This is a genomic window from Blastococcus sp. SYSU D00820 (assembly GCF_054050695.1).
The window spans coordinates 779,287-800,758 of record NZ_JBJGZW010000001.1 but is presented as its reverse complement, the minus strand read 5'-3'; the positions used below and the strand labels follow the sequence as shown (position 1 = coordinate 800,758).

Sequence of the window (21,472 nt, the reverse complement as noted above, 5' to 3'; positions counted from 1 at the left end):
GCCCCCCGCTGGGTTAGCGTTCGCGGGTGAGCGAACAGCCCGCCGGTCCCGATCCCGCCTTCCTCGCCCGGCTCGCCGCCGAGGACCTCACCGCCGCCACGGGCGGCCCGCACGACGTCGCGATCGTCATGGGGTCCGGCTGGGCCCCGGCCGCCGACGCCTTCGGCCCGGCCGACACCGCGGTGCCGATCGGTGAGCTGCCCGGGTTCTGGGCGCCGAGCGTCGCCGGGCACGGCGGCGAGATCCGCTCGGTGCGGGCCGGCGGCAAGCACGTGCTGCTGTTCCTGGGCCGCACCCACCTCTACGAGGGCCGCGGGGTCGACTCGGTGGTGCACGGCATCCGCACCGCCGCCGCGGCGGGCGTGGGCACCGTCGTCCTCACCAACGCCGCCGGCGGGCTGGCGCCCGAGCACCGGGTGGGCCAGGCGGTGCTGATCAGCGACCACCTCAACCTCACCGCCCGCTCGCCGCTGGTCGGGCCGACCTTCGTCGACCTCACCGACCTGTACTCCGCGCGGCTGCGGGCTCTCGCCCGGGAGATCGACCCGTCGCTGACCGAGGGCGTCTACGCCGCGCTGCCCGGCCCGCACTTCGAGACGCCGGCCGAGATCCGCATGCTGCGCACGCTCGGCGCCGACCTCGTGGGCATGTCGACCGCGCTCGAGGCGATCGCCGCCCGCGCGGCGGGCCTGGAGGTGTTCGGCCTGTCGATGGTGACCAACGCCGCGGCCGGGATCACCGGCGAGGCGCTGGACCACGCCGAGGTGCTGGCCGCGGGCAAGGAGGCGGCCGGCCGGCTGGGGCGGTTCCTGGTGGAGTTCGTGGAGCGGCTGCCGTGAGCGGACCGCCCCTCGGGAGCGAACCGTCCGACGCCGTGAGCAGCGGCCCCGTGCTGCTCACCGGGGCCGCCGGGCGGATCGGCACGGTGCTGCGGGCCGGCCTGCCCGAGCGGGGCTGGGCGCTGCGCAGCCTCGACATCGCCGCCATCGAGGAGCCGCGCCCCGGAGAGGAGACGGTGCAGGCCGACGTCACCGACCTCGGCGCGCTGACCGCGGCCGCCGAGGGCGCCGCCGCGGTGGTGCACATGGCGGGGATCTCCGGCGAGTCCACCTGGCCGGCCATCTCGCACGCCAACATCGAGGGCACCTACTGCGCGCTGGAGGCCGCCCGCCGGGCCGGCGTGCGCCGCGTGGTGCTGGCCAGCAGCAACCACGCCACCGGCTTCACCGAGCGGCCGGCGTCCGGGCTGCTCCGCGAGGCCGACGCCGGCCCGCGGCCGGACACCTACTACGGCGTGGCCAAGGTGACGCTGGAGGCGCTGGGCTCCCTCTACGCCGACCGCTACGGCCTGGACGTCGTGTGCCTGCGCATCGGCAGCGCGTTCCCCGAGCCGACGACGGTGCGCATGCTGGCCACCTGGCTCTCCCCGCGGGACTGCGTCGCGCTGGTCGACGCCGCGCTGCGGGCCCCCTCCCCCGGCTTCCGCGTGGTGTGGGGCGTCTCGGCCAACACCCGCAACTGGTGGGACCTCACCGCCGCCCGCGAGCTGGGCTACGACCCGGCCGACGACGCCGAGGCCTACGCCGAGGCGATGGTCGCCGCGCACGGCGAGGCCGACCCCGACGACCCGGTGCACCGCCGGGTGGGCGGGCAGTACACGCTGCCGGAGTTCGACGCGGAGCGGATCGGCGGGGAGGTCCGGCTGTGAGCGTGCTGGACACCGCGCGGGCGTGGGCCGCGGCCGATCCGCACCCGGGCGACCGCGCCGAGATCGAGGCGCTGGTCGCCGCGGGGGACGTCGCCGAGCTCGAGCGCCGGTTCTCCGGTCCGCTGACCTTCGGCACGGCCGGCCTGCGCGGACCGCTGCGCGCCGGCCCGGCCGGCATGAACGCCGCCGTCGTCACCCGCGCGGCCGCCGGCCTGGCCGCGTGGCTGTCGGCCGCGGGGCACTCCGCGGGTGGCGTGGTGATCGGCTTCGACGCCCGCCGCCGCTCCGACGAGTTCGCGCGCCTCTCGGCCGCGGTGCTGGCCGGCGCCGGCTTCGCCGTCTCGGTGCTGCCCCGCCCGCTGCCCACGCCGGTGCTCTCCTACGCCGTCCGGCACCTGGGCTGCGTGGCCGGGGTGATGGTCACCGCCAGCCACAACCCGCCCGACGACAACGGCTACAAGGTCTACCTCGCCGACGGCGCGCAGCTCGTGCCCCCGGCCGACCGGGAGATCGAGGCGGCGATCGCCGCGGTCGGCGCCGCGGCCGGCGTCCCGCTCGGCGAGGAGTGGAGCACCCTGGGCGACGAGGTCGAGGCCGACTACGTCGCCGCCGTCGTGCGCGCGCTGGAGCCCGACCGGGTGCCCGCCGCCGACCGGGCGGCGCTCACCGTCGCCTACACCGCCATGCACGGCGTGGGCGCCCCGACCACCCGCGCGGTCTTCGCCGCGGCCGGCTTCGCCGCGCCCGTGTCGGTGCCCGAGCAGGACGCACCCGATCCGGCGTTCCCGACGGTCGCCTTCCCCAACCCGGAGGAGCCCGGCGCGGTGGACCTGCTGCTCGGGCTCGCCGAGCGCAGCGGTGCCGACGTCGCCATCGCCGAGGATCCCGACGCCGACCGCTGCTCGGTCGTCTGCGGCGGCCGCCAGCTGACCGGCGACGAGGTCGGCGGCCTGCTCGCCGACTGGCTGCTGCGCCGCGGCGTGCGGGGCACGTACGCGTCGTCGCTGGTCAGCGGCTCGCTGTTGCACGCGCTGGCCACCGCGCACGGCGTCCGGTTCGCCGAGACCCCCACCGGTTTCAAGTGGATCATCCGCGCCGGCAGCGGCGACTCCCCGCTGGTCTTCGGCTACGAGGAGGCGCTGGGCTACGCGGTCACGCCGGGCGTCGCGCGGGACAAGGACGGCATCTCCGCCGCCCTCGCCGTCGCGCTGCTCGCCGCCGAGCTCAAGGCCGGCGGGCGCACGCTGCTCGACCGGCTCGACGAGCTGGCCGTCGAGCACGGGCTGTTCGCCACCGGCCAGCTGTCGGTGCGGGTCGAGGACCTGTCGGTCATCTCCGGCGCGATGCAGCGGCTGCGGGCGGCCCCGCCGGCGCGGCTGCTCGGCCGGGAGGTGACCGCCACCGACCTCGCCACCCTCGATCCGCCGGTGGACGCCGTCCGCCTGCTCGGCGACGGCGTCCGCGTGGTGGTCCGGCCCAGCGGCACCGAGCCCAAGCTCAAGGCCTACCTGGAGACGGTCGTGCCGGTGCACGACGACGCCGGCGTCATCGCCGCCCGCGGCCGGGGCGCCGACGAGCTCGACCAGCTGCGCGCCGAGATGGCCGCCGCCCTGGGGCTGTGACGGCGGCGGCGCGGGCGTCGTCGTCCCCCGAGCCGGCCGACGCGCCCGGCGCCTGATGCACCCCTGGGCGCGCGCGGGCGCCCTGCTGCTGGTCGTGGCCGCCGGTGCCGCGGCGGCGCTGCTGGTCGACCTCCCGGACGTCGCCGCCGTCCGCACCTGGCTGGACGCCGCGGGCTGGGCCGGGCTGCCGCTGCTCGCCCTCGGGACCGGGATCGCGCTCCTGGCACCGGTGCCGCGGTCGGCGCTGTCGGTGCTGGCCGGCGTCGTCGCCGGCTTCCCCGCGGGCCTGGCGGTCACCCTGGCCGGCGGCCTGCTCGGCGCGCTCGGTGCGTTCGCCCTGGGTCGCCGGCTGGGCCGGCCGGCCGTCGAGCGCCTCGCCGGGCCGCGGCTGCGCCGGGCCGACCGGCTGCTGTCGGCGCACGGCTTCGGCACCCTGTTCGCCGTCCGGCTGAGCCCGATCTCCTTCACCGTCGTCAGCTACGCCGCCGCGCTGTCGGCGGTGCGCACGGGCACCTACACGGCGGCCACGGCCGTGGGGCTGGTGCCCGGCTCGGTGCTCTACGTGGGCGCCGGCGCCTCGCTGGTGCACCTGGACGAGCTGGTCGACCGGCTCACCTCGCCGCCGGTCCTGGTCGCGGCGGCGGTCACCGTCGTGGTCGCCGCGGCGGTGCTGCTGGGGTGGTGGCGGCGCCGGCGTCAGTAGGTCACGGTCTCCCGGCAGCCGCTCTCCAGCGCGCGCTGCGCGGCGGCCAGGACCACGACGACGTCCCGGGCGAACCCGACGTCGACCGGGTGCACCCCGCCGGCGACGGCCGCGGCGGTCAGCTCGTCGACGGCGACGCCGAACGCCTCGACCCCGCCGCGCTCCTCGGGCAGCAGCACCAGCCGGCCGGCGTCGCCGTAGACGGCGAACTCCTGCAGGGAGGCCATCTCGGCGACGGTGTGCGACAGCGAGACGGTGCTCGACGCCCCGGACCCGTGGTGCAGCACCAGGTGCACCGTGTCGCCGAGCCCGCCGCCGGCCTGCACGGCCTCGACCCGGCCGAGGGTCGGCACGAACAGCGAGAGGACGTGCGGCCCGAGGTCCCAGAGCGCGCCGTGCTCCTGCCGCCACGGCGAGCCCCCGAACGGCGAGCCGGCGATCGATCCCAGCCACGCGGCGGCGCCGCCGGCCAGCCGGGTGCGGCCGGCCTGGGCCAGCCAGGTGGAGGTCGCGGTCTGGAAGCGGTAGGTGAAGAAGACGACCGAGGCGACGCCGGAGTCGCGGACGGCGGCGACGATCCGGTCGGCGCCGGCGACGTCCAGCGCGATCGGCTTCTCGAGCAGCAGGTGCTTCCCGGCGCGGGCGGCCTGCTCGGCCAGCGGCACCTGCACGTGCGGGGGCAGGGCGATGCTCACCGCGTCGACCTCGGCGAGCAGCGCCTCGAGGTCGGTGGTGCCGGGGACGTCGAACTCCGCGCCGACGTCGGCGGCCCTGGCGGCGTCCCGGCCCCAGATGCCGACCAGCTCGGCGTCCGGGTGCGCCTGCAGGGCGGGTGCGTGCACCAGCCGCACCCAGGGGCCGGTGCCGAGCACCCCGAAGCGCATCAGACGGCGCCGAACTGGCGGTCGCCGGCGTCCCCGAGGCCCGGGACGATGTAGGCCGAGTCGTTGAGCCCCTCGTCGACGCTGGAGGTGAAGACCCGCAGGGGCAGGCCGCTCTCCTCCAGGCGGCGGATCCCCTCCGGGGCGGCGAGCACGCACAGCACGGTGATCTCGGTGGCGCCGCGCTCGGTGAGCAGGCCGCAGCAGTGCACCAGCGAGCCGCCGGTGGCCAGCATCGGGTCGAGCACGAACACGTGCCGGCCGACCAGCGACTCCGGCAGCGAGGCCATGTAGGCCTCCGGCTGGAAGGTCACCTCGTTGCGCGCCAGGCCGACGAAGCCCATCTGCGACTCGGGCAGCATCCGGTGCGCGACGTCGGCCATGCCGAGGCCGGCCCGCAGCACCGGCACGATCAGCGGTGCCGCGGCGATCCGGTAGCCGGTCGTCGTGGTGACCGGGGTGGTGATCTGCTCCTCGGCCACCTGCAGGTCGCGGGTGGCCTCGTAGACCAGCATCTGGGTGATGTCGCGCAGCGCGGCGCGGAACGCGGCGTTGTCGGTCCGCTCGTCCCGCATGTGGGAGAGACGGGCGCGGGCCAGCGGGTGGTCGACGACGGTCAGCTGCACGCGCGCCACCGTAGCGGCACCGCGGCGCCGTCCCCCCTGGCCGGCGGCCGCACGCGGTGTGCGCTGCGTGCCCGTTCCCGGGCGGGACCGGTCACCGGGCGCACGGTGCCCGTGGGCGGGACCACCCGGCCGGGTGGAGGGACGCCGGGCGCACCACCCCGCAGGGGACAATGACGGCATGACCTCCGTGCTCGACCCCGACGCGCTGTCGGCCGACCGCCGGCCCGTCGCCGAGCCCCTCCCCCCGTTCAGCGACGTCACCCGCTCCGAGTCGGCGTTCCGCGCCTTCCTGCACGGGCTGCCGGGCGTCGACCAGGTCGGCGCCGAGGCGCGCGCCGCCGTCCTCGGCACCCGGTCGATCAAGACCACGGCCAAGGCGTGGGCGATCGACACCGCGATCTCGATGGTCGACCTGACCACCCTGGAGGGCGCCGACACCCCGGGCAAGGTGCGCAGCCTGGCCGCCAAGGCCCGGCGTCCCGACCCGACCGACGCCGGCTGCCCGCCGGTCGCCGCCGTCTGCGTCTACGGCGACCTCGCGCCCGTGGCGGTCGAGGCGCTGGCCGGCACCGGCATCCACGTCGCCGCCGTCGCCACCGCCTTCCCCAGCGGGCGGGCCGGCCGGGCGGTGAAGCTGGCCGACGTCCGCGAGGCCGTCGCGGGCGGCGCGGACGAGATCGACATGGTCATCGACCGCGGCGCCTTCCTCGCCGGCCGCTACCTCGACGTCTACGAGGAGATCGTCGCGGTCAAGGAGGCCTGCGGCAGCGCGCACCTGAAGGTCATCCTCGAGACCGGCGAGCTGGTCACGCTGGACAACGTCCGCCGCGCCAGCTGGCTGGCGATGCTCGCCGGCGGCGACTTCATCAAGACCTCCACCGGCAAGATCTCCCCGGCCGCGACCCTGCCGGTCTGCCTGGTGATGCTCGAGGCGGTGCGCGACTTCCGCGCCGCCACCGGCCGCCAGGTGGGCGTCAAGCCCGCCGGCGGCATCCGCACCACCAAGGACGCCGTCAAGCACCTGGTGCTGGTCAACGAGATCGCCGGGCCGGACTGGCTGACCCCCGACTGGTTCCGCTTCGGCGCCTCCAGCCTGCTCAACGACCTCCTCCTCCAGCGGCAGAAGCTGCGCACCGGCCACTACTCCGGCCCCGACCACGTCTCGGTGGACTGATGACCAGCCCGTTCCAGTACGCCCCCGCGCCCGAGTCGCGCTCGATCGTCGACATCGCGCCGTCCTACGGGCTGTTCGTCGACGGCGAGTTCGTCGACGGCTCGGGGGAGCCCATGAAGACGGTGAACCCGGCGACCGAGGAGGTCCTCGCCGAGGTCGCCGTCGGCACCGAGGCCGACGTCGACCGCGCGGTCAGGGCCGCCCGCCGGGCCTACACCCGGGTCTGGGGGCCGATGCGCCCGGCCGACCGCGGCAAGTACCTGTTCCGCATCGCCCGGCTGCTGCAGGAGCGGGCCCGCGAGTTCGCCGTCCTCGAGTCGCTGGACAACGGCAAGCCGATCCGGGAGTCGCGCGACGTCGACGTGCCCCTGGCCGCGGCGCACTTCTTCTACCACGCGGGCTGGGCCGACAAGCTCGCCCACGCGGGCCTGGGCCCCGACCCGCGGCCGCTGGGCGTGGCCGGGCAGGTCATCCCGTGGAATTTCCCGCTGCTGATGCTCGCGTGGAAGGTCGCCCCGGCGCTGGCCACCGGCAACACCGTCGTCCTCAAGCCCGCCGAGACCACGCCGCTGACCGCGCTGCTGTTCGCCGAGGTCTGCCGGCAGGCCGACCTGCCGCCGGGCGTGGTCAACATCGTGACCGGCGCCGGCGACACCGGCCGGGCCGTCGTCGAGCACGCGGACGTCGACAAGGTGGCCTTCACCGGGTCGACCGAGGTGGGCCGCTCGATCGCCCGCGCCGTCGCCGGCACCCGCAAGAAGCTCACCCTCGAGCTCGGCGGCAAGGCCGCCAACATCGTCTTCGACGACGCCCCGATCGACCAGGCGGTCGAGGGCATCGTGCAGGGCATCTTCTTCAACCAGGGGCACGTGTGCTGCGCGGGCTCGCGGCTGCTGGTGCAGGAGTCGGTGCACGACGAGGTCGTCGCCGCCCTGCAGCGCCGGATCGGCACCCTGCGGGTCGGGGACCCGCTGGACAAGAACACCGACCTCGGGGCGATCAACTCCGCTGACCAGCTGGCCCGGATCCGGGAGCTGGTGGACGTCGGCGAGGCCGAGGGCGCGCAGCGGTGGCAGCCGGCCGGCGAGCTGCCCGAGCGCGGCTTCTGGTTCCCGCCCACGGTGTTCACCGGCGTCAGCCAGGCCTCCCGGATCGCCCGCGACGAGGTGTTCGGGCCGGTGCTGTCGGTGCTCACGTTCCGCACGCCCGACGAGGCGGTCGCCAAGGCGAACAACACCACCTACGGGCTGTCGGCCGGCATCTGGTCGGAGAAGGGCTCGCGGATCATGGCCGTCGCCGACCGGCTGCGGGCCGGCGTGGTGTGGGCCAACACGTTCAACAAGTTCGACCCGACGTCGCCCTTCGGCGGCTACAAGCAGTCCGGCTACGGCCGGGAGGGCGGCCGGCACGGGCTGGCCGCGTACCTGAGGGGTGCCGAGTGAGCGAGCGGCTGGCCGTCCGCAAGACCTACAAGCTGTACGTGAACGGCGCCTTCCCCCGCTCGGAGTCCGGGCGCACCTACGAGGTGACCGACACCAAGGGCCACTTCCTCGCCAACGCCGCGTGGGCCTCCCGCAAGGACGCCCGCGACGCCGTGGTCGCCGCCCGCGCGGCGTTCGCCAGGTGGTCCGCCGCCACCGCTTACAACCGCGGCCAGGTGCTCTACCGGGTGGCCGAGGTGATGGAGGGCCGGCACGCGCAGTTCTGCGAGGAGGTCGCGGCCGGCGAGGGGCTGTCGGCCGGGCGCGCCCGCGCCGCCGTCGACGCCGCCATCGACCGGTGGGTCTGGTACGCCGGCTGGACCGACAAGCTGGCCGCCGTCCTCGGCGGCGCCAACCCCGTCGCCGGCCCCTACGTCGACTTCTCCGTCCCCGAGCCCACCGGGGTGGTCGCGGTGCTCGCGCCGCAGCGCTCGTCGCTGCTGGGGCTGGTCAGCGTGCTCGCGCCGGTGCTGGCCGCCGGCAACACGGCCGTCGTCGTCACCTCGCGGGAGCGGCCGCTGCCCGCGGTCACCCTCGGCGAGGTGCTCGCGACCAGCGACGTCCCCGGGGGTGTGGTCAACCTGCTCACCGGCGACGCGGCGGAGATCGGTCCGTGGCTGGCCGAGCACGACGACGTCGACGGGATCGACCTGACCGGCGCCCCGGCCGGCCGCGCGATGGAGCTGGAGCGGCAGGCCGCGGGCAGCATCAAGCGGGTGCTGCGCCCGCCGGCGGAGGAGCCGGACTGGACGGCCGACCCCGGCCTCTCCCGGATGACGCCGTTCCTGGAGACCAAGACGGTGTGGCACCCGAAGGGGTTCTGACCGAGGCCCTCAGCCCGGTGCCGCCGCACTCCCACCGGTCAGCCGCCGGGTGGACTGCGGCCGCCGGGCGGCGGCCGCCCTCAGGGGCCGGACCACGGTCGCCGGCTCGGGCCGTCGTCCGCGCTTCGCCGGGCTCACCGGCGCCCCCATCGACCGGGACGCACCGGTCGGCACCTGAACCCGGGGTCGCGCTCCCAGCCGGAGACGGCAGGATGGGCCCGTGGCCAGGCCCAGCATCGTCCCCATCGCGCTCACCCTCGACGACCGCACCGGCTACACCCTGTGGGCTCCACCGTGGGAGGAGGACGGTGAGGAGTGGCAGGCGTTCCTCGGCACGACCGAGGACGACACCGCCCGCGTGCACCTGTTCCCCAGCCCGACCGCGCTCGCGGCGTTCTGCCGGACGGCGACCGACCACGACCTCGCCGACCACCCCGTGTGGCCGGTCGTCGTCGGCCTGGACGCCGCCGACCTGACGCCGGACGACGACCACCGCTACGACCTCGACGGCGTCTACGACATCGCCGCGGAGAACCCCGACCGCTGGGCGGTCGAGGAGCTGTCGGCGACCATCGACATCGTCAGCCGGCTGGCCGAGTGCCTCGACACCAGCGAGGACGACGACCTCGAGGACGACCTCGACGACGACGCCGACGAGCGCGAGGTCGACCCCGACGTCGACGTGGAGTCCCGCTCGGGCGACGACGTCACCCGGTACGGCGGGCAGTTCGGCGCCCTCGCCGAGCTGGTCGGCCGGCCCGAGGTCGGCTCGCTGGGCCTGGGCGTGGAGGCGTTCGTCGGCCGCGCTGGCGAGGACGCCTGGGTCGGCGTGGGCGGCGCCCTCGACGAGCTGTGGGAGGACGTCCTCGAGGAGCTGTCGGCGCACCTGGACTGGACCGGCGCCGGCACCGCCTCCCTCGACGACTACCCGTCGGCCGCCGAGGCCGAGGACGAGGACGACGACCTCGACGCCGAGGAGGACGAGGGCGACGCCACCCCGGCCGCGCGCCCGGCCGCCGGCGACACGGCCGCGACCGCGGTGCCGGCCCCGACCGCCGGGGTCTCCACCATCCGGGGCGGCAGCCGGATCACCGCCGGCCCGGAGGCCGTCGCCGCCGCCGCGCCGTTCTGGGAGGGCGTCGGCATCCTGCCGGTGGAGCTGGTCGTGCCCGAGGGCGCCGGGGTGACCCTGCGCTGCTACGTCGAGGACGAGGCCCGCTTCCTCGGCCGGGACGGCGAGGTCTACCTGTTCGCCACGCCGGCCGACCTCGCCCGGTTCTGCGCCGGCGACGAGGAGCACGACCTCACCGAGATCGCCTCGTGGCCGGAGGTCGCCGACACCGACGTCCCGCCGCTGCCGGCCGAGCAGGACCGCTACGACCTCACCGAGCTGGCCGAGGTGCTCGCCGAGGTCGCCGACGGCGCCGCCGGACTGGTGGACCACTCGGCGTTCGCCCAGCCGGTCGAGGGGGTGCGCGACATCGCCGAGTACGCGGGCCTGACCCGCGTCGACGAGCTGCTCACGCCGCCGGCACCGCTCGGCCGGGCGGTGGCCCGTGCCGAGCGCGACCCCGGTGCCACGCTCCGCGCGGAGGACGCCGCGGAGCTGCGGTCGGCCTGGGACGAGGTCGTCACCGAGGTCAGCGGCGCGCTGGTCTTCCGGGAGTAGGAGGACGGCGAGCAGGACACGACGACGGCCGGCCCCGGGAGTCCCGGGACCGGCCGTCGTCGTGTCCGTGCATCGGCCATTCGCGCGCGAATGGCCGGGTGTCAGCCGGAGAAGTGCGTCCGCTGCGGGCGCCCGCCCGGACGGCGCTCCCCGTAGGAGCGCTCGCCGCGCGGGCGGTCGGACCGCTCGCCGAACGAACGCTCGCCGCGCGGCCGGTCGGACCGCTCCCCGTAGGAACGCTCGCCGCGCGGCCGGTCGGACCGCTCGCCGAACGAACGCTCGCCGCGCGGGCGGTCGGACCGCTCCCCGTAGGAACGCTCGCCACGGGGGCGGTCGCCGTCGCGACGGGGACGCTCGCCGTCCCGGCGCGGACGCCGGCCGCCGGGGCCGCCGTGCGGACGGCGCGACTCGCGCACCGGACGCTCGACCGGCTCCACCGGCACGCCGCTGGCGACGAGGTCGGCGATCGGGGCGTCGCCCGGCCGGATGCGGGAGATCTGCGGATCGACCTTGGCTTGGCGGAACCGTCGCTTGGACTGGCCGACCTGGTCGGGCAGCAGCAGCGAGACCACGACACCGGCGGCGCCGGCGCGGGCGGTGCGGCCCGAGCGGTGCAGGTAGGTCTTGTGGTCGGCCGGCGGGTCGTAGTGCAGGACCAGCGAGACGTCGTCGACGTGGATGCCGCGGGCGGCGACGTCGGTGGCGACGAGCACCGGGCTGCGGGCGTCGGTGAACGCCTCCAGCGCGCGGCGGCGAGCCGACTGCGGCAGGCCGCCGTGGATCGCCTCGGCCTTGATGCCGACCGCCTGCAGGTTCTCGGTCAGCCGGTCCACGCCCATCTGGGTGCGGGCGAAGATGATCGTGCGGCCCGGACGGGCGGCCAGCTCCTGGGTCACCGGCACCTTGTCGCGGAACGCCAGGCTGTAGGCCAGGTGCTCGGCCGGCGGCGCGTCGTCGCCGGCGCGCTTGACCTCGTGGCGGGCCGGGTCCTTGAGGTAGCGGCGGACCAGGGTGTCCACCTCGCCGTCCAGCGTGGCCGAGAACAGCAGCCGCTGGGCGTCGGGGCGGGTCTGGTCGAGCAGCTCCTGCACGACCGGGAGGAAGCCGAGGTCGGACATGAAGTCCGCCTCGTCGATGATGGTGACCTCGACCTCGGCCAGGGTGGCCTCACCCTGGTTGATCAGGTCCTGCAGGCGGCCGGGCGTCGCGATGAGGACGTCCACGCCGCGGCGCAGCTGCTGGATCTGGCGGTACATCGAGGCACCGCCGTAGACGGTGGCCATCTGCACGCCGATGGCCTGGCCCAGCGGGGCCAGGTTGTCGTGCACCTGCTGGGCCAGCTCGCGGGTGGGCACGAGCACCAGGCCGCGCGGGGCGCGCGGACCGCGGCGGGCCGTCTCGCCGAGGCGGGACAGCATCGGCAGGCCGAAGGCCAGGGTCTTGCCCGAGCCGGTCGCGGCCTTGCCGAGCACGTCGCGCCCGGCGAGGGCGTCGGGCAGGGCGGAGGCCTGGATGGCGAACGGGTGGCTGATGCCACGCCGCTCGAGGGCGGTGACCAGGGACTGGGGCAGGCCCAGCTGACCGAAGGTCGGGCCCTGCGGCGCCGCGACGGCGTCGGGGGTGACCTCGGGAGCGATCTCAGGGGTGGTCGGGACGTCGACAGTGTCGAACGTGGTCATACGGGTGTGGGACTCCGATACAGCTCGGGCGCGTCCCGTGGTGATAGGCGGGCGCCGCTGTCGGCGTCCTCACTGGCGGTCGCCCTCCCCGACCGGGGCGGCAGACCTGCACGGATGCGCTCATGCCCGGACGGACCGTCCGGGAGGATGACCGGCGAGTGCCGGTACACCCACCGTAGCAGCGGGAACGCCCAGGCTGTTCCCGCGATCGGGGGTGGGGGCGGTCACTCCGCCAGCGCGGCGTACCCCGGGGCGACGACGTCGGCGAGCAGGCGGGCCCGCTCCTCCCCCGGCAGGAAGGCCGCGGCCAGCGCCCGCTCGGTGACCGTGCGGACGTCGTCCCACCCCCAGCCGAACGTGGCGACGACGCCGGCCAGCTCGCTGCTGACCGAGACGCCGCTCATCAGCCGGTTGTCGGTGTTCACCGTGACCGCGAAGCCCAGCCGGTGCAGCCGGTCGACCGGGTGGGCGGCCAGCGACGGGTAGGCGCCGGTCTGCACGTTGGACGACGGCGCGATCTCCAGCGGCACCTGCTCGTCGCGGACCCGCCGGGCCAGCTCCCCGAGGCTGCCGTCCTCGGCGACCTCGTCGGCGATCCGCACGCCGTGGCCGAGCCGCTCGGCGCGGGCGCCGTCCAGGGCCGCGCGGATGCTGTCGATCCCGGCCGCCTCGCCGGCGTGCACGGTGCGGTGCGCCCCGGCCCGGTCCAGCAGCGCGATCGCCGAGGGGTGCCGGTCGGGCGGGAAGCCGATCTCGGGGCCGGCCAGGTCGAACCCGACCACCCCGGCGTCCCGGTGGCGGACGACCAGCCCGGCGACCTCGTCCCAGCGGTCGTTCTGGCGCATGGCGCACAGCAGGGCGCCCACGCGGATCGGCGTCCCGGCCGCGGCGGCCTCGGCGCTGCCGGCGGCGAAGCCGTCGAGGATGGCCTCGACCGCCTCCTCGATCGGCGTCCCGCCGGCGGTGAGCAGCTCGGGGGCCATGCGCACCTCGGCGTAGACGACGCCGTCGGCGGCGAGGTCGAGGGCGCACTCCCGGGCCACCCGGCGCACCGCGTCGGGCCGCTGCATGACCGCGACGGTGTGCGCGAAGGTCTCCAGGTAGCGCACCAGCGAGCCCGAGTCGGCCGCCTGGCGGAACCAGGTGCCCAGCGCCTCGGCGTCCCCGGCCGGCAGGTCGCGGTAGCCGGCCTCGTCGGCGAGCTCGAGCACCGTCTGGGGGCGCAGGCCGCCGTCGAGGTGGTCGTGCAGGAGGACCTTGGGGGCGCGGATCAGCGAGGCGGCGTCGAGCGGTGCGGGCACTGCGACATTGTCGGCCCACCGGCCGGCGGCGCCGTCAGGTGCCCTGCCGTTCGCGCGCGAATGGCGTCAGTCCGCGCCGCGGTCCTGCCAGCGGAAGGTCAGCACGCACAGCACGAGCCCGGCCACGCACCACAGCGCCAGCACGATGGCCACCCGCCCGAGCTCCCAGGTGCCGGCGGGCTCCTGCGCGGCCAGGGCGTCGGGGAGGAACACCGACCGGAAGCCCTGCGCCATCCACTTCAGCGGGAACAGCGAGGCGATCGTCTGCATCCAGGTGGGCACCTGGCTGAACTGGAAGAAGACGCCGGAGATGAACTGCAGGATCAGCGCGATCGGCGTGACCATGGCCGAGGCCGACCGGCCGTTGCGGGCCAGGCTGGAGACCGCGATGCCCAGCAGCGTGCACGCCGCCGAGCCGAGCACCGCCACCCAGACGAAGGTCAGCCAGTCGCTCCCGCTGGGCAGGGCGACGTCGTAGGCGAGGGTGCCGATGGCCAGCAGGATCGCGAGGATCAGCACCGTGACGGCGAGGACCTGCACGATCTTGCCGACGAAGTAGGCGCTCTTGGGCATGGGCGTGCCCGACAGGTGCTTGAGCGTGCCGTCGGAGCGCTCCGTGGCGATGCTGATCGCCATGTTCTGCAGGCTGGCGCCGAGGATGCCCGCGGCGATGATCCCGGCCATGAAGTACTGGGTGAAGCTGATGCCGGAGCCGATGTCGTAGTCGAGGACGGCCCCGAAGACGACCAGCAGGATGACCGGGAAGAACAGCGTGAAGACGACGGACTCGCGCTGGCGGAAGAACTCCTTGAGCTCGACCCCGGCGCGGGAGCGGTAGACGCCGGCGACCGGGGGCAGCCGCAGGTCCGGGGCGGCGGTCACGCGGGCACCTCCGCGTCGGGCAGGACGACGGACGCCGGGGACTCGCCGATCATCTGCAGGTACACGTCCTCGAGGGTGGGCCGGGCGACGGCCAGGTCGGGGATCTCGCCCGGGAACCGGGCGGCCAGGTCGCGCACGAACGCCGTCGGCGTGGCGGTGGCCTCGGTGCGGCGGGCGCCGTCCTCGGTCCAGGAGACGACGGCCGGGGCCGCGCCGCGGCCGCCGAGCGCGGAGGGGACGGCGACCTCGACCAGCCGGCCGCGGGTGATGACGCCGACCCGGTCGGCCAGCGCCTCGGCCTCGTCGAGGTAGTGGGTGGTGAGCAGCATCGTGGTGCCCAGGTCGCGCAGCGACCGGATCAGCGACCAGAACTGCCGCCGCGCCTCGGGGTCGAAGCCGGTGGTCGGCTCGTCGAGGAACAGCAGGCTGGGCCGGCCGACGATGCCCAGGGCGACGTCGAGCCGCCGGCGCTGCCCGCCGGACAGCGCCCGCCCGCGGGCGCGGGCCTTCCCGGTGAGCCCGACCAGCTCGAGCACCTCGTCGGGGTCGCGCGGGTCCGGGTAGTAGGACGCCTGCGCCACCAGCAGCTCGCGGCAGGTGAGCTGGCTGTCCCCCGCGCCGGACTGCAGCACGATGCCCAGCTGCGCCTTCCAGCGGCGGCCGCCGTCGGCCGGGTCGGTGCCCAGCACCCGCACCTCGCCGCCGTCCCGCCCGCGGAAGCCCTCGCAGATCTCGACCGTCGTCGTCTTGCCGGCGCCGTTGGGGCCGAGGAGGGCGAAGATCTCGCCGCGCCGGATGTCGAGGTCGAGACCGTCGACGGCGGGAGCCGCGCCGTACCGCTTCACCAGGCCGCGCACCGAGATGGCGGCGTCAGGATCGAGCGGGCTGCCGGGTCGCGGGGCGGCGGCGTCGGACACCGGGACCGCGGACGTACTCGTCACGAGAGCCCAGTGTGCTCCGCCGCCCGGCGTGACCGGCGCCACCCCCGGTTGCGGAGTGCGGGATGCGAGGAAACCTCGCGTCCCGCACTCCGCCTCAGCCGGAGATGCGGTCGAGGACCAGCGGCAGCGGGCGGTCGTCGGTGTCCACGCCGATCGCGCCCTCCAGCGCCTCCAGCGCCCGGGGGATGCGGGCGGCGTCGTCGGTGTGCAGCTCCAGCAGCGGCTGCCCCGCGGTCACCTGCTCCCCCACGCCCGCGGTCCAGGTGACCCCCGCCGCGGCGGACACCGGATCCTCCTTGCGCGCCCGGCCGGCACCCAGCCGCCACGCGGCGACGCCGAGCGCGTAGGCGTCGAGCCGGGTCAGCGTGCCGGTGGCCGGGGCGGTCACCACGTGCCGCTCGGCCGGCTGCGGCAGCGGCGCGTCGGGGTCGCCGCCCTGCGCGGCGATCATCCGCCGCCACACGTCCATGGCCCGCCCGTCGGCCAGCGCCTCGGCCGGGTCGACGTCCGCGCGCCCGGCGCCGGCCAGCATCTCCCGCGCCAGGGCGAGGGTCAGCTCGACGACGTCGGCCGGTCCCCCGCCGGCCAGCACCTCGACGGACTCGGCGACCTCCACCGCGTTGCCCGCCGCGCGGCCCAGCGGCCGGTCCATCGCGGTCACCAGCGCGACGGTGCGCACGCCCGCCGCCTCGCCCAGGCCGACCATCGTGCGGGCCAGCTCCCGGGAGGAGTCGGGGTCCTTCATGAACGCCCCGGAGCCGGTCTTGACGTCGAGCACCAGCGCGTCGGCGCCCTCGGCGATCTTCTTGCTCATGATCGAGCTGGCGATCAGCGGGATCGACTCCACCGTGCCGGTGACGTCCCGCAGCGCGTAGAGCTTCTTGTCCGCCGGCGCGAGGTCGTGGCCGGCCGCGCAGATGACGGCGCCGACGTCGCGCAGCTGCTGCAGGTAGGCCGCCTCGTGCACGTCGGCCCGCCAGCCGGGGATCGCCTCGAGCTTGTCCAGCGTGCCGCCGGTGTGGCCGAGACCGCGGCCGGACAGCTGCGGCACGGCCACCCCGCAGGCGGCGACCAGCGGCGCGAGCGGCAGCGTGATCTTGTCGCCGACCCCGCCGGTGGAGTGCTTGTCGGCGGTGGGCCGGCCCAGCGAGGAGAGGTCCTTGCGCTCGCCGGAGTCGATCATCGCCCGGGTCCAGACGGCGAGCTCCTCGGGCGCCATGCCGCGGAAGAACACGGCCATGAGCAGCGCGCTGACCTGCTCGTCGGGCACCTCGCCGGCGGTGTAGGCGCCGATCATCCAGCGGATCTGGTCGGCCGAGAGCTGCCCGCCGTCCCGCTTGGTGCGGATGACGTCGATGGCGTCGAAGGCGGCCATCAGCCCTGCCCCCTCTCCGCGGCGGCCGTGAGGTCGTCCGGGCCGAAGGCGTCCGGCAGCACCTCGCGCATCGGCACGATCCCCAGCGACACGGTCTCGATGAGCATCTCCGCGCCGCCGTGCTCCCAGAGCAGCTGGCGGCACCGGCCGCAGGGCATCAGCGGCTGCCCGTCGCCACCGACGCACGCGACGGCGACCAGCCGGCCGCCCCCGGTGCGGGCGAGGTCGCTGACCATCCCGCACTCGGCGCACAGCCCGAGCCCGTACGAGGCGTTCTCGACGTTGCAGCCGGTGACCACCCGGCCGTCGTCCACGAGCCCGGCCACCCCCACGGGGAACCGCGAGTAGGGCGCGTAGGCGTGCGTCATCGCCTCGCGGGCGGCAGAACGCAGCGCGTCCCAGTCGACTGCGGGCACTAGTGCTCCCCTCGTCGGTACACGAGTCCGTCGGCCTTGGGCATCCGTAGTCGTTGGCTGGCGAGTGACAGCACCAGCAGGGTGATCAGGTGCGGGGTGAACCCGACGATCGCCTCGGGCAGCTCCTCCACGGTCAGGAAGCCGATGAGGAACACGACCGCGGCCAGGCCGGCGAGCACCGCCTGCACCAGCCGGCGCCGCACGGCCTGGAAGACGGCGACCGCGGCCAGCACGATCGCCAGCAGCAGGAGCAGCCCCACCACCGGCGGGTTGCTGCCCAGCTGCAGCGCGTCGGCGAAGCCGAACAGGCCGGCGCCGGCGGCCAGGCCACCCGGCCGCCAGTTGCCGAAGATGAGCGCCGCCAGGCCGATGAAGCCGCGGCCGCCGACCTGGCCCTCCTTGTAGGAGTTGGCGACGAACACGAGGAAGACGCCGCCGAGCCCGGCCAGCGCCCCGGAGATCACGACGGCGATGTACTTCAGCCGGTACACCGGCACGCCCAGCGAGTCCGCCGCGGCCGGGTTCTCCCCGCACGAGCGCAGCCGCAGGCCGAACGCCGTCCGCCAGAGCAGCAGGTAGGCCGCGGGCACCATGAGCACCGCGATCAGGGTGAGCACGCCGACCCCGCTGGTCAGCCCGCGCAGCAGGCCCGCCACGTCCGAGATCAGGAACCAGTGCCTGGCCTCGAGGTCACCCAGCAGGTCGGGGCCCGAGCTCAGCACCGGCAGCGAGAAGTTCGGCGGGCGCACCGACAGCGCGGGCGACTGCGTGTCACCGCCGCCGACGTCCGGACCGCCGTAGACCAGTTCGGAGAGGAAGCGGACGACGCCCGCGGCGAGGATGTTGATCGCGACGCCGGAGACGACGTGGTCGACCCCGAAGGTCACCGTGGCGACGGCGTGCAGCAGGCCGCCGATCGCGCCGAACAGCGCGCCGCCGACCAGTGCCCCGGCCCAGCCCCACTGGTAGCCGGCGAAACCGGCGCCCCAGGTGCCCAGGATCATCATCCCGTCGAGGCCGATGTTGACCACGCCGGCCCGCTCGGAGAACAGCCCGCCGAGGGCGGCCAGCCCGATGGGCACCGCCAGCAGCAGCGCCGCGGCGAACGTCGAGGACGACGTCAGGCGCTCCTGGCCGGAGATCACCCGCACGACCGACAGCAGGACGACGAGGGCGACGAAGCCCCACGCCACGCGGCGGGCGGTGCCGCCGCCGAGGAACAGCTCGGCGATCGGGCCGCGCGTGCGGCGGCCGGGGGCCTTGGTGGTCGTCGCGGTGCTCATGCCCCCGCCTCCTGCCGCTCGTCGCCGCCGGTCCGGGCCGGCCCGGTCGTCTCGGTGCCGAGGGCCGGGCCGGGGGCTCCCCCGCCGGCGGTCGGCGCGGCCGCGGGACCGGCCTGGCCGCTGCGGCGCTCGGCGGTGCGGCGGGTCACCTGCCGGGCCACCTCGTTGGCGATGACCACCGCGAGCACGATCGTGCCCTGGATGATCGTGACCACCGAGGCGGGGATGCCGGCGAACTGCAGCGGGATCGCCGACCGGTCGAGGAAGGCGAACAGCAGCGCGGCCAGCGCGATCCCCACCGGGGTGTTGCGTCCCAGCAGCGCGACGGCGATGCCGAGGAAGCCCAGGTTGCCGGTGAACTCGGTGCCGTAGTGGTGGGTGTCGCCCAGCAGGTCGGGCAGGCCGATCAGCCCGGCGATCGCCCCGGAGATGAGCATCGTCTTCACGACCATGCCGCGGGCGTCCACGCCGCTGGCCGACGCGGCCGACGGCGACAGGCCCGTGGCCCGCAGGTCGAAGCCGAAGCGGGTGCGCTTGAGCATCACCGCGACGAGGACGCCGACGACGACGGCCACGAGCAGGAAGCCGTACAGCGGGCGCCGCGGATCGGCCAGCCCGAGGGCGGAGAAGATCCCGTTGAGGTCGGGGAACCACCCGGACTCGGGGATGTCCTTCGTCGTGATGATCTCCGCGCCCGGCGCGCTGCCCCGGAACGGGCCGGTGAGCAGGTAGGAGGCCAGCCCGGCGGCGATGAAGTTCAGCATGATCGAGCTGATGACCTCGCTGACGCCGCGGGTGACCTTCAGCAGCGCCACGATGCCGGCCCACAGGGCGCCGACGGCCATGGCCACCACGATGATCAGCAGCAGGTGCAGCGGCATGGGCAGCGCGACGGCCGCGCCGGCCGCGGCCGCGACCACACCGGCGAGCCGGTACTGGCCCTCGACGCCGATGTTGAACAGCCCCATGCGGAAGGCGACCGCCACGGCCAGGCCGGAGAGGAACAGCGGCACCGCCCGGTTGAGGATGTTGACGATCCCGCGGGTCTGCTGGGCCGGCTCGTCGCCGAAGTCGAACAGCACCCGGACCGCGGCGAGCGGGTCCTGGCCGATGGCCAGGATCACGCCGGTCACGATGACCAGCGCGAGGACGACGGCGATGACCGGCGCGAGGAGCGCCTGCCGGATCCGCTGGGCGAGGGTCATGCGGCACCCGCCGCGTCGGAGGCGCCGGTCATGTGGCTGCCGAGTTCCTCGGGGGTGAGTCGGGCTGGGTCGAGCGTGGCCACCAGGCGGCCACGGAGCATGACGTGCAGGGTGTCGGACAGGCCGATCAGCTCGTCGAGGTCGGCGCTGACCAGCAGGATGCCCAGCCCCTCGGCGCGGGCGTCCTTGAGCAGCTCCCAGATCACCGCCTGGGCGCCGACGTCGACGCCGCGGGTCGGGTGGGCGGCGATCAGCACCCGGGGCGCGGCGCTCATCTCGCGCCCGACGATCAGCTTCTGCTGGTTGCCTCCGGAGAGGGCGACGGCGAGGGTGTCCGGGCCGGGGGCGCGGACGTCGTACTCCTCCATGATCCGCTGGGTGTCGGCGCGGGAGCCCTTGCGGTCGATGAACAGGCCGCGGCTGGCCGGCGGCCGGGTCTGGTGGCCGAGGATGCGGTTCTCCCAGAGCGGCGCCTCGAGCAGCATGCCCTGGCGGTGCCGGTCCTCGGGGATGAAGCCGATCCCGCCCTCCCGGCGGGCGCGCGTGCTCGCCGACGTGATGTCCGCGCCGCCCAGCAGCACCGCGCCTGCGGCCAGGGGGCGCAGGCCCATGACCGCCTCGACCAGCTCGGCCTGCCCGTTGCCCTCGACGCCGGCGATGCCCACCACCTCGCCCTCGCGGACGGTGAGGCTGACGTCGTCGACCGCGGGACGCGCCCCCGAGGAGGCCACGGTCACCCCGCGGACCTCCAGCACCGGCACGTCGCGGACGGCGGAGGTGCGGGTCTGCGGCGAGGGCAGCTCGGCGCCGACCATCATCTCGGCGAGCTGCTTGACCGTCGTCGTCCGCGGGTCGGCGGTGCCCACCGTCGTCCCGCGCCGGATGACGGTGATCGAGTCGGCCACCTTGCGCACCTCGTCGAGCTTGTGCGAGATGAAGATGACCGTCAGGCCCTCGCGCTTGAGCTCGGCGAGGTTGCCGAACAGCTCGTCGACCTCCTGCGGGACCAGGACGGCGGTCGGCTCGTCGAGGATCAGCGTGCGGGCGCCGCGGTAGAGGACCTTGGCGATCTCGACCCGCTGCCGGTCGCCGACGCCGAGGTCCTCGACGAGCACGTCGGGGTCGAGGCCGAGGGCGTAGCGGTCGGAGATCTCGCGGATGCGGCGGCGGGCCTCGGCGCGGTCCAGCCGGCCGCCCTTGCGCGGCTCGCTGCCCAGCACGACGTTCTCGAGCACGGTGAAGTTGTCGGCCAGCATGAAGTGCTGGTGCACCATGCCGACGCCGGCGGCGATCGCGTCGGCCGGGCTGCGGAAGACCGTCTCGCGCCCGTCGAGCAGGATCGTGCCCTCGTCGGGACGGTGCATGCCGTAGAGGGTCTTCATCAGCGTGGACTTGCCCGCGCCGTTCTCGCCGACGATGGCGTGCACCTCGCCCCGGCGGACCCGCAGCTCGATGTCGCGGTTGGCCACCACGCCGGGGAAGCGCTTGGTGATGCCCCGGAGCTCGACGGCCAGCGGGACGCCGTCCGCGTCGGTCCCGACCGGGCCCGGCGCACCGCCGGGCGTGCTCGCTGCGGCCATGTCGGCCCCTCTCTCGTCGCGGCTGCCGGTACGCCGCCGCTCGTCTCCTGTCCGGAGCGGCAGGGTCGCTGCCGGCGCCGGCCGTCCGCGCGCGGCGGACGCAGGTCCCGCCGCATGATGAC

Annotated in this window: 19 protein-coding genes; 8 read left to right on the top strand and 11 right to left on the bottom strand. The window is 75.4% G+C overall.

Going from position 1 to position 21,472, the window contains the following annotated elements; all coding sequences use genetic code 11:
• The first annotated feature begins 26 nt into the window (after nt 1–26).
• Genes ACI79R_RS03920 through ACI79R_RS03905 form a run of 4 tightly spaced genes read left to right on the top strand, consistent with a single transcriptional unit; the run spans nt 27 to nt 4,033 of the window.
• The gene (locus ACI79R_RS03920) at nt 27–839 is read left to right on the top strand and encodes a purine-nucleoside phosphorylase (RefSeq protein ID WP_456572254.1); all 813 of its coding nucleotides are present in this window, start codon (nt 27–29) and stop codon (nt 837–839) included.
• Nucleotides 840–874: 35 nt separating this feature from the next.
• Nucleotides 875–1,708, top strand: coding sequence for an NAD-dependent epimerase/dehydratase family protein (locus ACI79R_RS03915; protein WP_456572253.1), 834 nt, complete (start codon nt 875–877; stop codon nt 1,706–1,708).
• Nucleotides 1,705–3,330 (top strand): phospho-sugar mutase, encoded by a 1,626-nt coding sequence (locus ACI79R_RS03910; RefSeq protein ID WP_456572252.1) that lies wholly within the window; start codon nt 1,705–1,707, stop codon nt 3,328–3,330. The genes ACI79R_RS03915 and ACI79R_RS03910 overlap by 4 nt, the downstream gene beginning before the upstream one ends.
• Before the next feature lie 55 nt (nt 3,331–3,385).
• On the top strand, nt 3,386–4,033 hold the full coding sequence (locus ACI79R_RS03905) for a TVP38/TMEM64 family protein (protein WP_456572251.1): 648 nt from the start codon (nt 3,386–3,388) through the stop codon (nt 4,031–4,033).
• Here ACI79R_RS03905 and ACI79R_RS03900 read toward each other — a convergent pair.
• On the bottom strand, nt 4,027–4,917 hold the full coding sequence (locus ACI79R_RS03900) for a Gfo/Idh/MocA family protein (RefSeq protein ID WP_456572250.1): 891 nt from the start codon (nt 4,915–4,917) through the stop codon (nt 4,027–4,029). The two genes, ACI79R_RS03905 and ACI79R_RS03900, sit on opposite strands and share 7 nt — an antisense overlap.
• On the bottom strand, nt 4,917–5,540 hold the full coding sequence (gene upp, locus ACI79R_RS03895) for a uracil phosphoribosyltransferase (protein ID WP_456572249.1): 624 nt from the start codon (nt 5,538–5,540) through the stop codon (nt 4,917–4,919). Before upp ends, ACI79R_RS03900 begins: the two co-directional genes overlap by 1 nt.
• Before the next feature lie 178 nt (nt 5,541–5,718).
• Here upp and deoC point away from each other — a divergent pair, with 178 nt between their 5' ends.
• The 4 genes from deoC to ACI79R_RS03875 all read left to right on the top strand — a co-directional run bounded on the left by deoC (nt 5,719) and on the right by ACI79R_RS03875 (nt 10,688).
• The gene (deoC, locus tag ACI79R_RS03890; RefSeq protein WP_456572248.1) at nt 5,719–6,714 is read left to right on the top strand and encodes a deoxyribose-phosphate aldolase; all 996 of its coding nucleotides are present in this window, start codon (nt 5,719–5,721) and stop codon (nt 6,712–6,714) included.
• Nucleotides 6,714–8,156, top strand: a complete 1,443-nt coding sequence (locus ACI79R_RS03885) for an aldehyde dehydrogenase family protein (protein ID WP_456572247.1) — start codon at nt 6,714–6,716, stop codon at nt 8,154–8,156. Before deoC ends, ACI79R_RS03885 begins: the two co-directional genes overlap by 1 nt.
• On the top strand, nt 8,153–9,019 hold the full coding sequence (locus tag ACI79R_RS03880) for an aldehyde dehydrogenase family protein (protein ID WP_456572246.1): 867 nt from the start codon (nt 8,153–8,155) through the stop codon (nt 9,017–9,019). Before ACI79R_RS03885 ends, ACI79R_RS03880 begins: the two co-directional genes overlap by 4 nt.
• A 220-nt stretch (nt 9,020–9,239) precedes the next feature.
• The gene (locus tag ACI79R_RS03875; RefSeq protein WP_456572245.1) at nt 9,240–10,688 is read left to right on the top strand and encodes a hypothetical protein; all 1,449 of its coding nucleotides are present in this window, start codon (nt 9,240–9,242) and stop codon (nt 10,686–10,688) included.
• Nucleotides 10,689–10,789: 101 nt separating this feature from the next.
• Here the strand turns inward: ACI79R_RS03875 and ACI79R_RS03870 are convergent, their stop codons facing one another.
• The 9 genes from ACI79R_RS03870 to ACI79R_RS03830 all read right to left on the bottom strand — a co-directional run bounded on the left by ACI79R_RS03870 (nt 10,790) and on the right by ACI79R_RS03830 (nt 21,350).
• Nucleotides 10,790–12,367, bottom strand: coding sequence for a DEAD/DEAH box helicase (locus ACI79R_RS03870; RefSeq protein WP_456572244.1), 1,578 nt, complete (start codon nt 12,365–12,367; stop codon nt 10,790–10,792).
• 224 nt (nt 12,368–12,591) lie between these two features.
• Nucleotides 12,592–13,668 (bottom strand): adenosine deaminase, encoded by a 1,077-nt coding sequence (locus tag ACI79R_RS03865; protein ID WP_456572243.1) that lies wholly within the window; start codon nt 13,666–13,668, stop codon nt 12,592–12,594.
• Between the two features lie 66 nt (nt 13,669–13,734).
• Nucleotides 13,735–14,550: an ABC transporter permease gene (locus tag ACI79R_RS03860; protein ID WP_456572242.1), complete on the bottom strand. Its 816-nt coding sequence runs from the start codon at nt 14,548–14,550 to the stop codon at nt 13,735–13,737.
• Nucleotides 14,547–15,491, bottom strand: a complete 945-nt coding sequence (locus ACI79R_RS03855) for an ABC transporter ATP-binding protein (protein WP_456572241.1) — start codon at nt 15,489–15,491, stop codon at nt 14,547–14,549. The genes ACI79R_RS03860 and ACI79R_RS03855 overlap by 4 nt, the downstream gene beginning before the upstream one ends.
• A gap of 94 nt (nt 15,492–15,585) precedes the next feature.
• Nucleotides 15,586–16,866 carry a thymidine phosphorylase gene (locus tag ACI79R_RS03850; RefSeq protein WP_456572240.1) on the bottom strand — a complete coding sequence of 427 codons (1,281 nt, stop codon included), beginning with the start codon at nt 16,864–16,866 and terminating at the stop codon, nt 15,586–15,588.
• A complete protein-coding gene (locus ACI79R_RS03845) occupies nt 16,866–17,282 on the bottom strand; it encodes a cytidine deaminase (RefSeq protein ID WP_456572239.1) in 417 nt (138 codons plus the stop codon). Before ACI79R_RS03845 ends, ACI79R_RS03850 begins: the two co-directional genes overlap by 1 nt.
• Nucleotides 17,282–18,565, bottom strand: a complete 1,284-nt coding sequence (locus ACI79R_RS03840) for an ABC transporter permease (RefSeq protein ID WP_456572238.1) — start codon at nt 18,563–18,565, stop codon at nt 17,282–17,284. Before ACI79R_RS03840 ends, ACI79R_RS03845 begins: the two co-directional genes overlap by 1 nt.
• On the bottom strand, nt 18,562–19,770 hold the full coding sequence (locus tag ACI79R_RS03835; protein WP_456572237.1) for an ABC transporter permease: 1,209 nt from the start codon (nt 19,768–19,770) through the stop codon (nt 18,562–18,564). The genes ACI79R_RS03840 and ACI79R_RS03835 overlap by 4 nt, the downstream gene beginning before the upstream one ends.
• Nucleotides 19,767–21,350 carry an ABC transporter ATP-binding protein gene (locus tag ACI79R_RS03830; RefSeq protein ID WP_456572236.1) on the bottom strand — a complete coding sequence of 528 codons (1,584 nt, stop codon included), beginning with the start codon at nt 21,348–21,350 and terminating at the stop codon, nt 19,767–19,769. The genes ACI79R_RS03835 and ACI79R_RS03830 overlap by 4 nt, the downstream gene beginning before the upstream one ends.
• Between the last annotated feature and the right edge of the window lie 122 nt (nt 21,351–21,472).

Excerpts from the sequence above, each read along its gene's own strand:
- ACI79R_RS03870 (WP_456572244.1), bottom strand. The coding sequence starts at position 12,367 with ATGACCACGTTCGACACTGTCGACGTCCCGACCACCCCTGAGATCGCT.
- ACI79R_RS03900 (WP_456572250.1), bottom strand. The coding sequence starts at position 4,917 with ATGCGCTTCGGGGTGCTCGGCACCGGCCCCTGGGTGCGGCTGGTGCAC.
- ACI79R_RS03905 (WP_456572251.1), top strand. The coding sequence starts at position 3,386 with ATGCACCCCTGGGCGCGCGCGGGCGCCCTGCTGCTGGTCGTGGCCGCC.
- ACI79R_RS03885 (WP_456572247.1), top strand. The coding sequence starts at position 6,714 with ATGACCAGCCCGTTCCAGTACGCCCCCGCGCCCGAGTCGCGCTCGATC.
- ACI79R_RS03835 (WP_456572237.1), bottom strand. The coding sequence starts at position 19,770 with ATGACCCTCGCCCAGCGGATCCGGCAGGCGCTCCTCGCGCCGGTCATC.
- ACI79R_RS03830 (WP_456572236.1), bottom strand. The coding sequence starts at position 21,350 with ATGGCCGCAGCGAGCACGCCCGGCGGTGCGCCGGGCCCGGTCGGGACC.
- ACI79R_RS03840 (WP_456572238.1), bottom strand. The coding sequence starts at position 18,565 with ATGAGCACCGCGACGACCACCAAGGCCCCCGGCCGCCGCACGCGCGGC.
- ACI79R_RS03850 (WP_456572240.1), bottom strand. The coding sequence starts at position 16,866 with ATGGCCGCCTTCGACGCCATCGACGTCATCCGCACCAAGCGGGACGGC.
- deoC (WP_456572248.1), top strand. The coding sequence starts at position 5,719 with ATGACCTCCGTGCTCGACCCCGACGCGCTGTCGGCCGACCGCCGGCCC.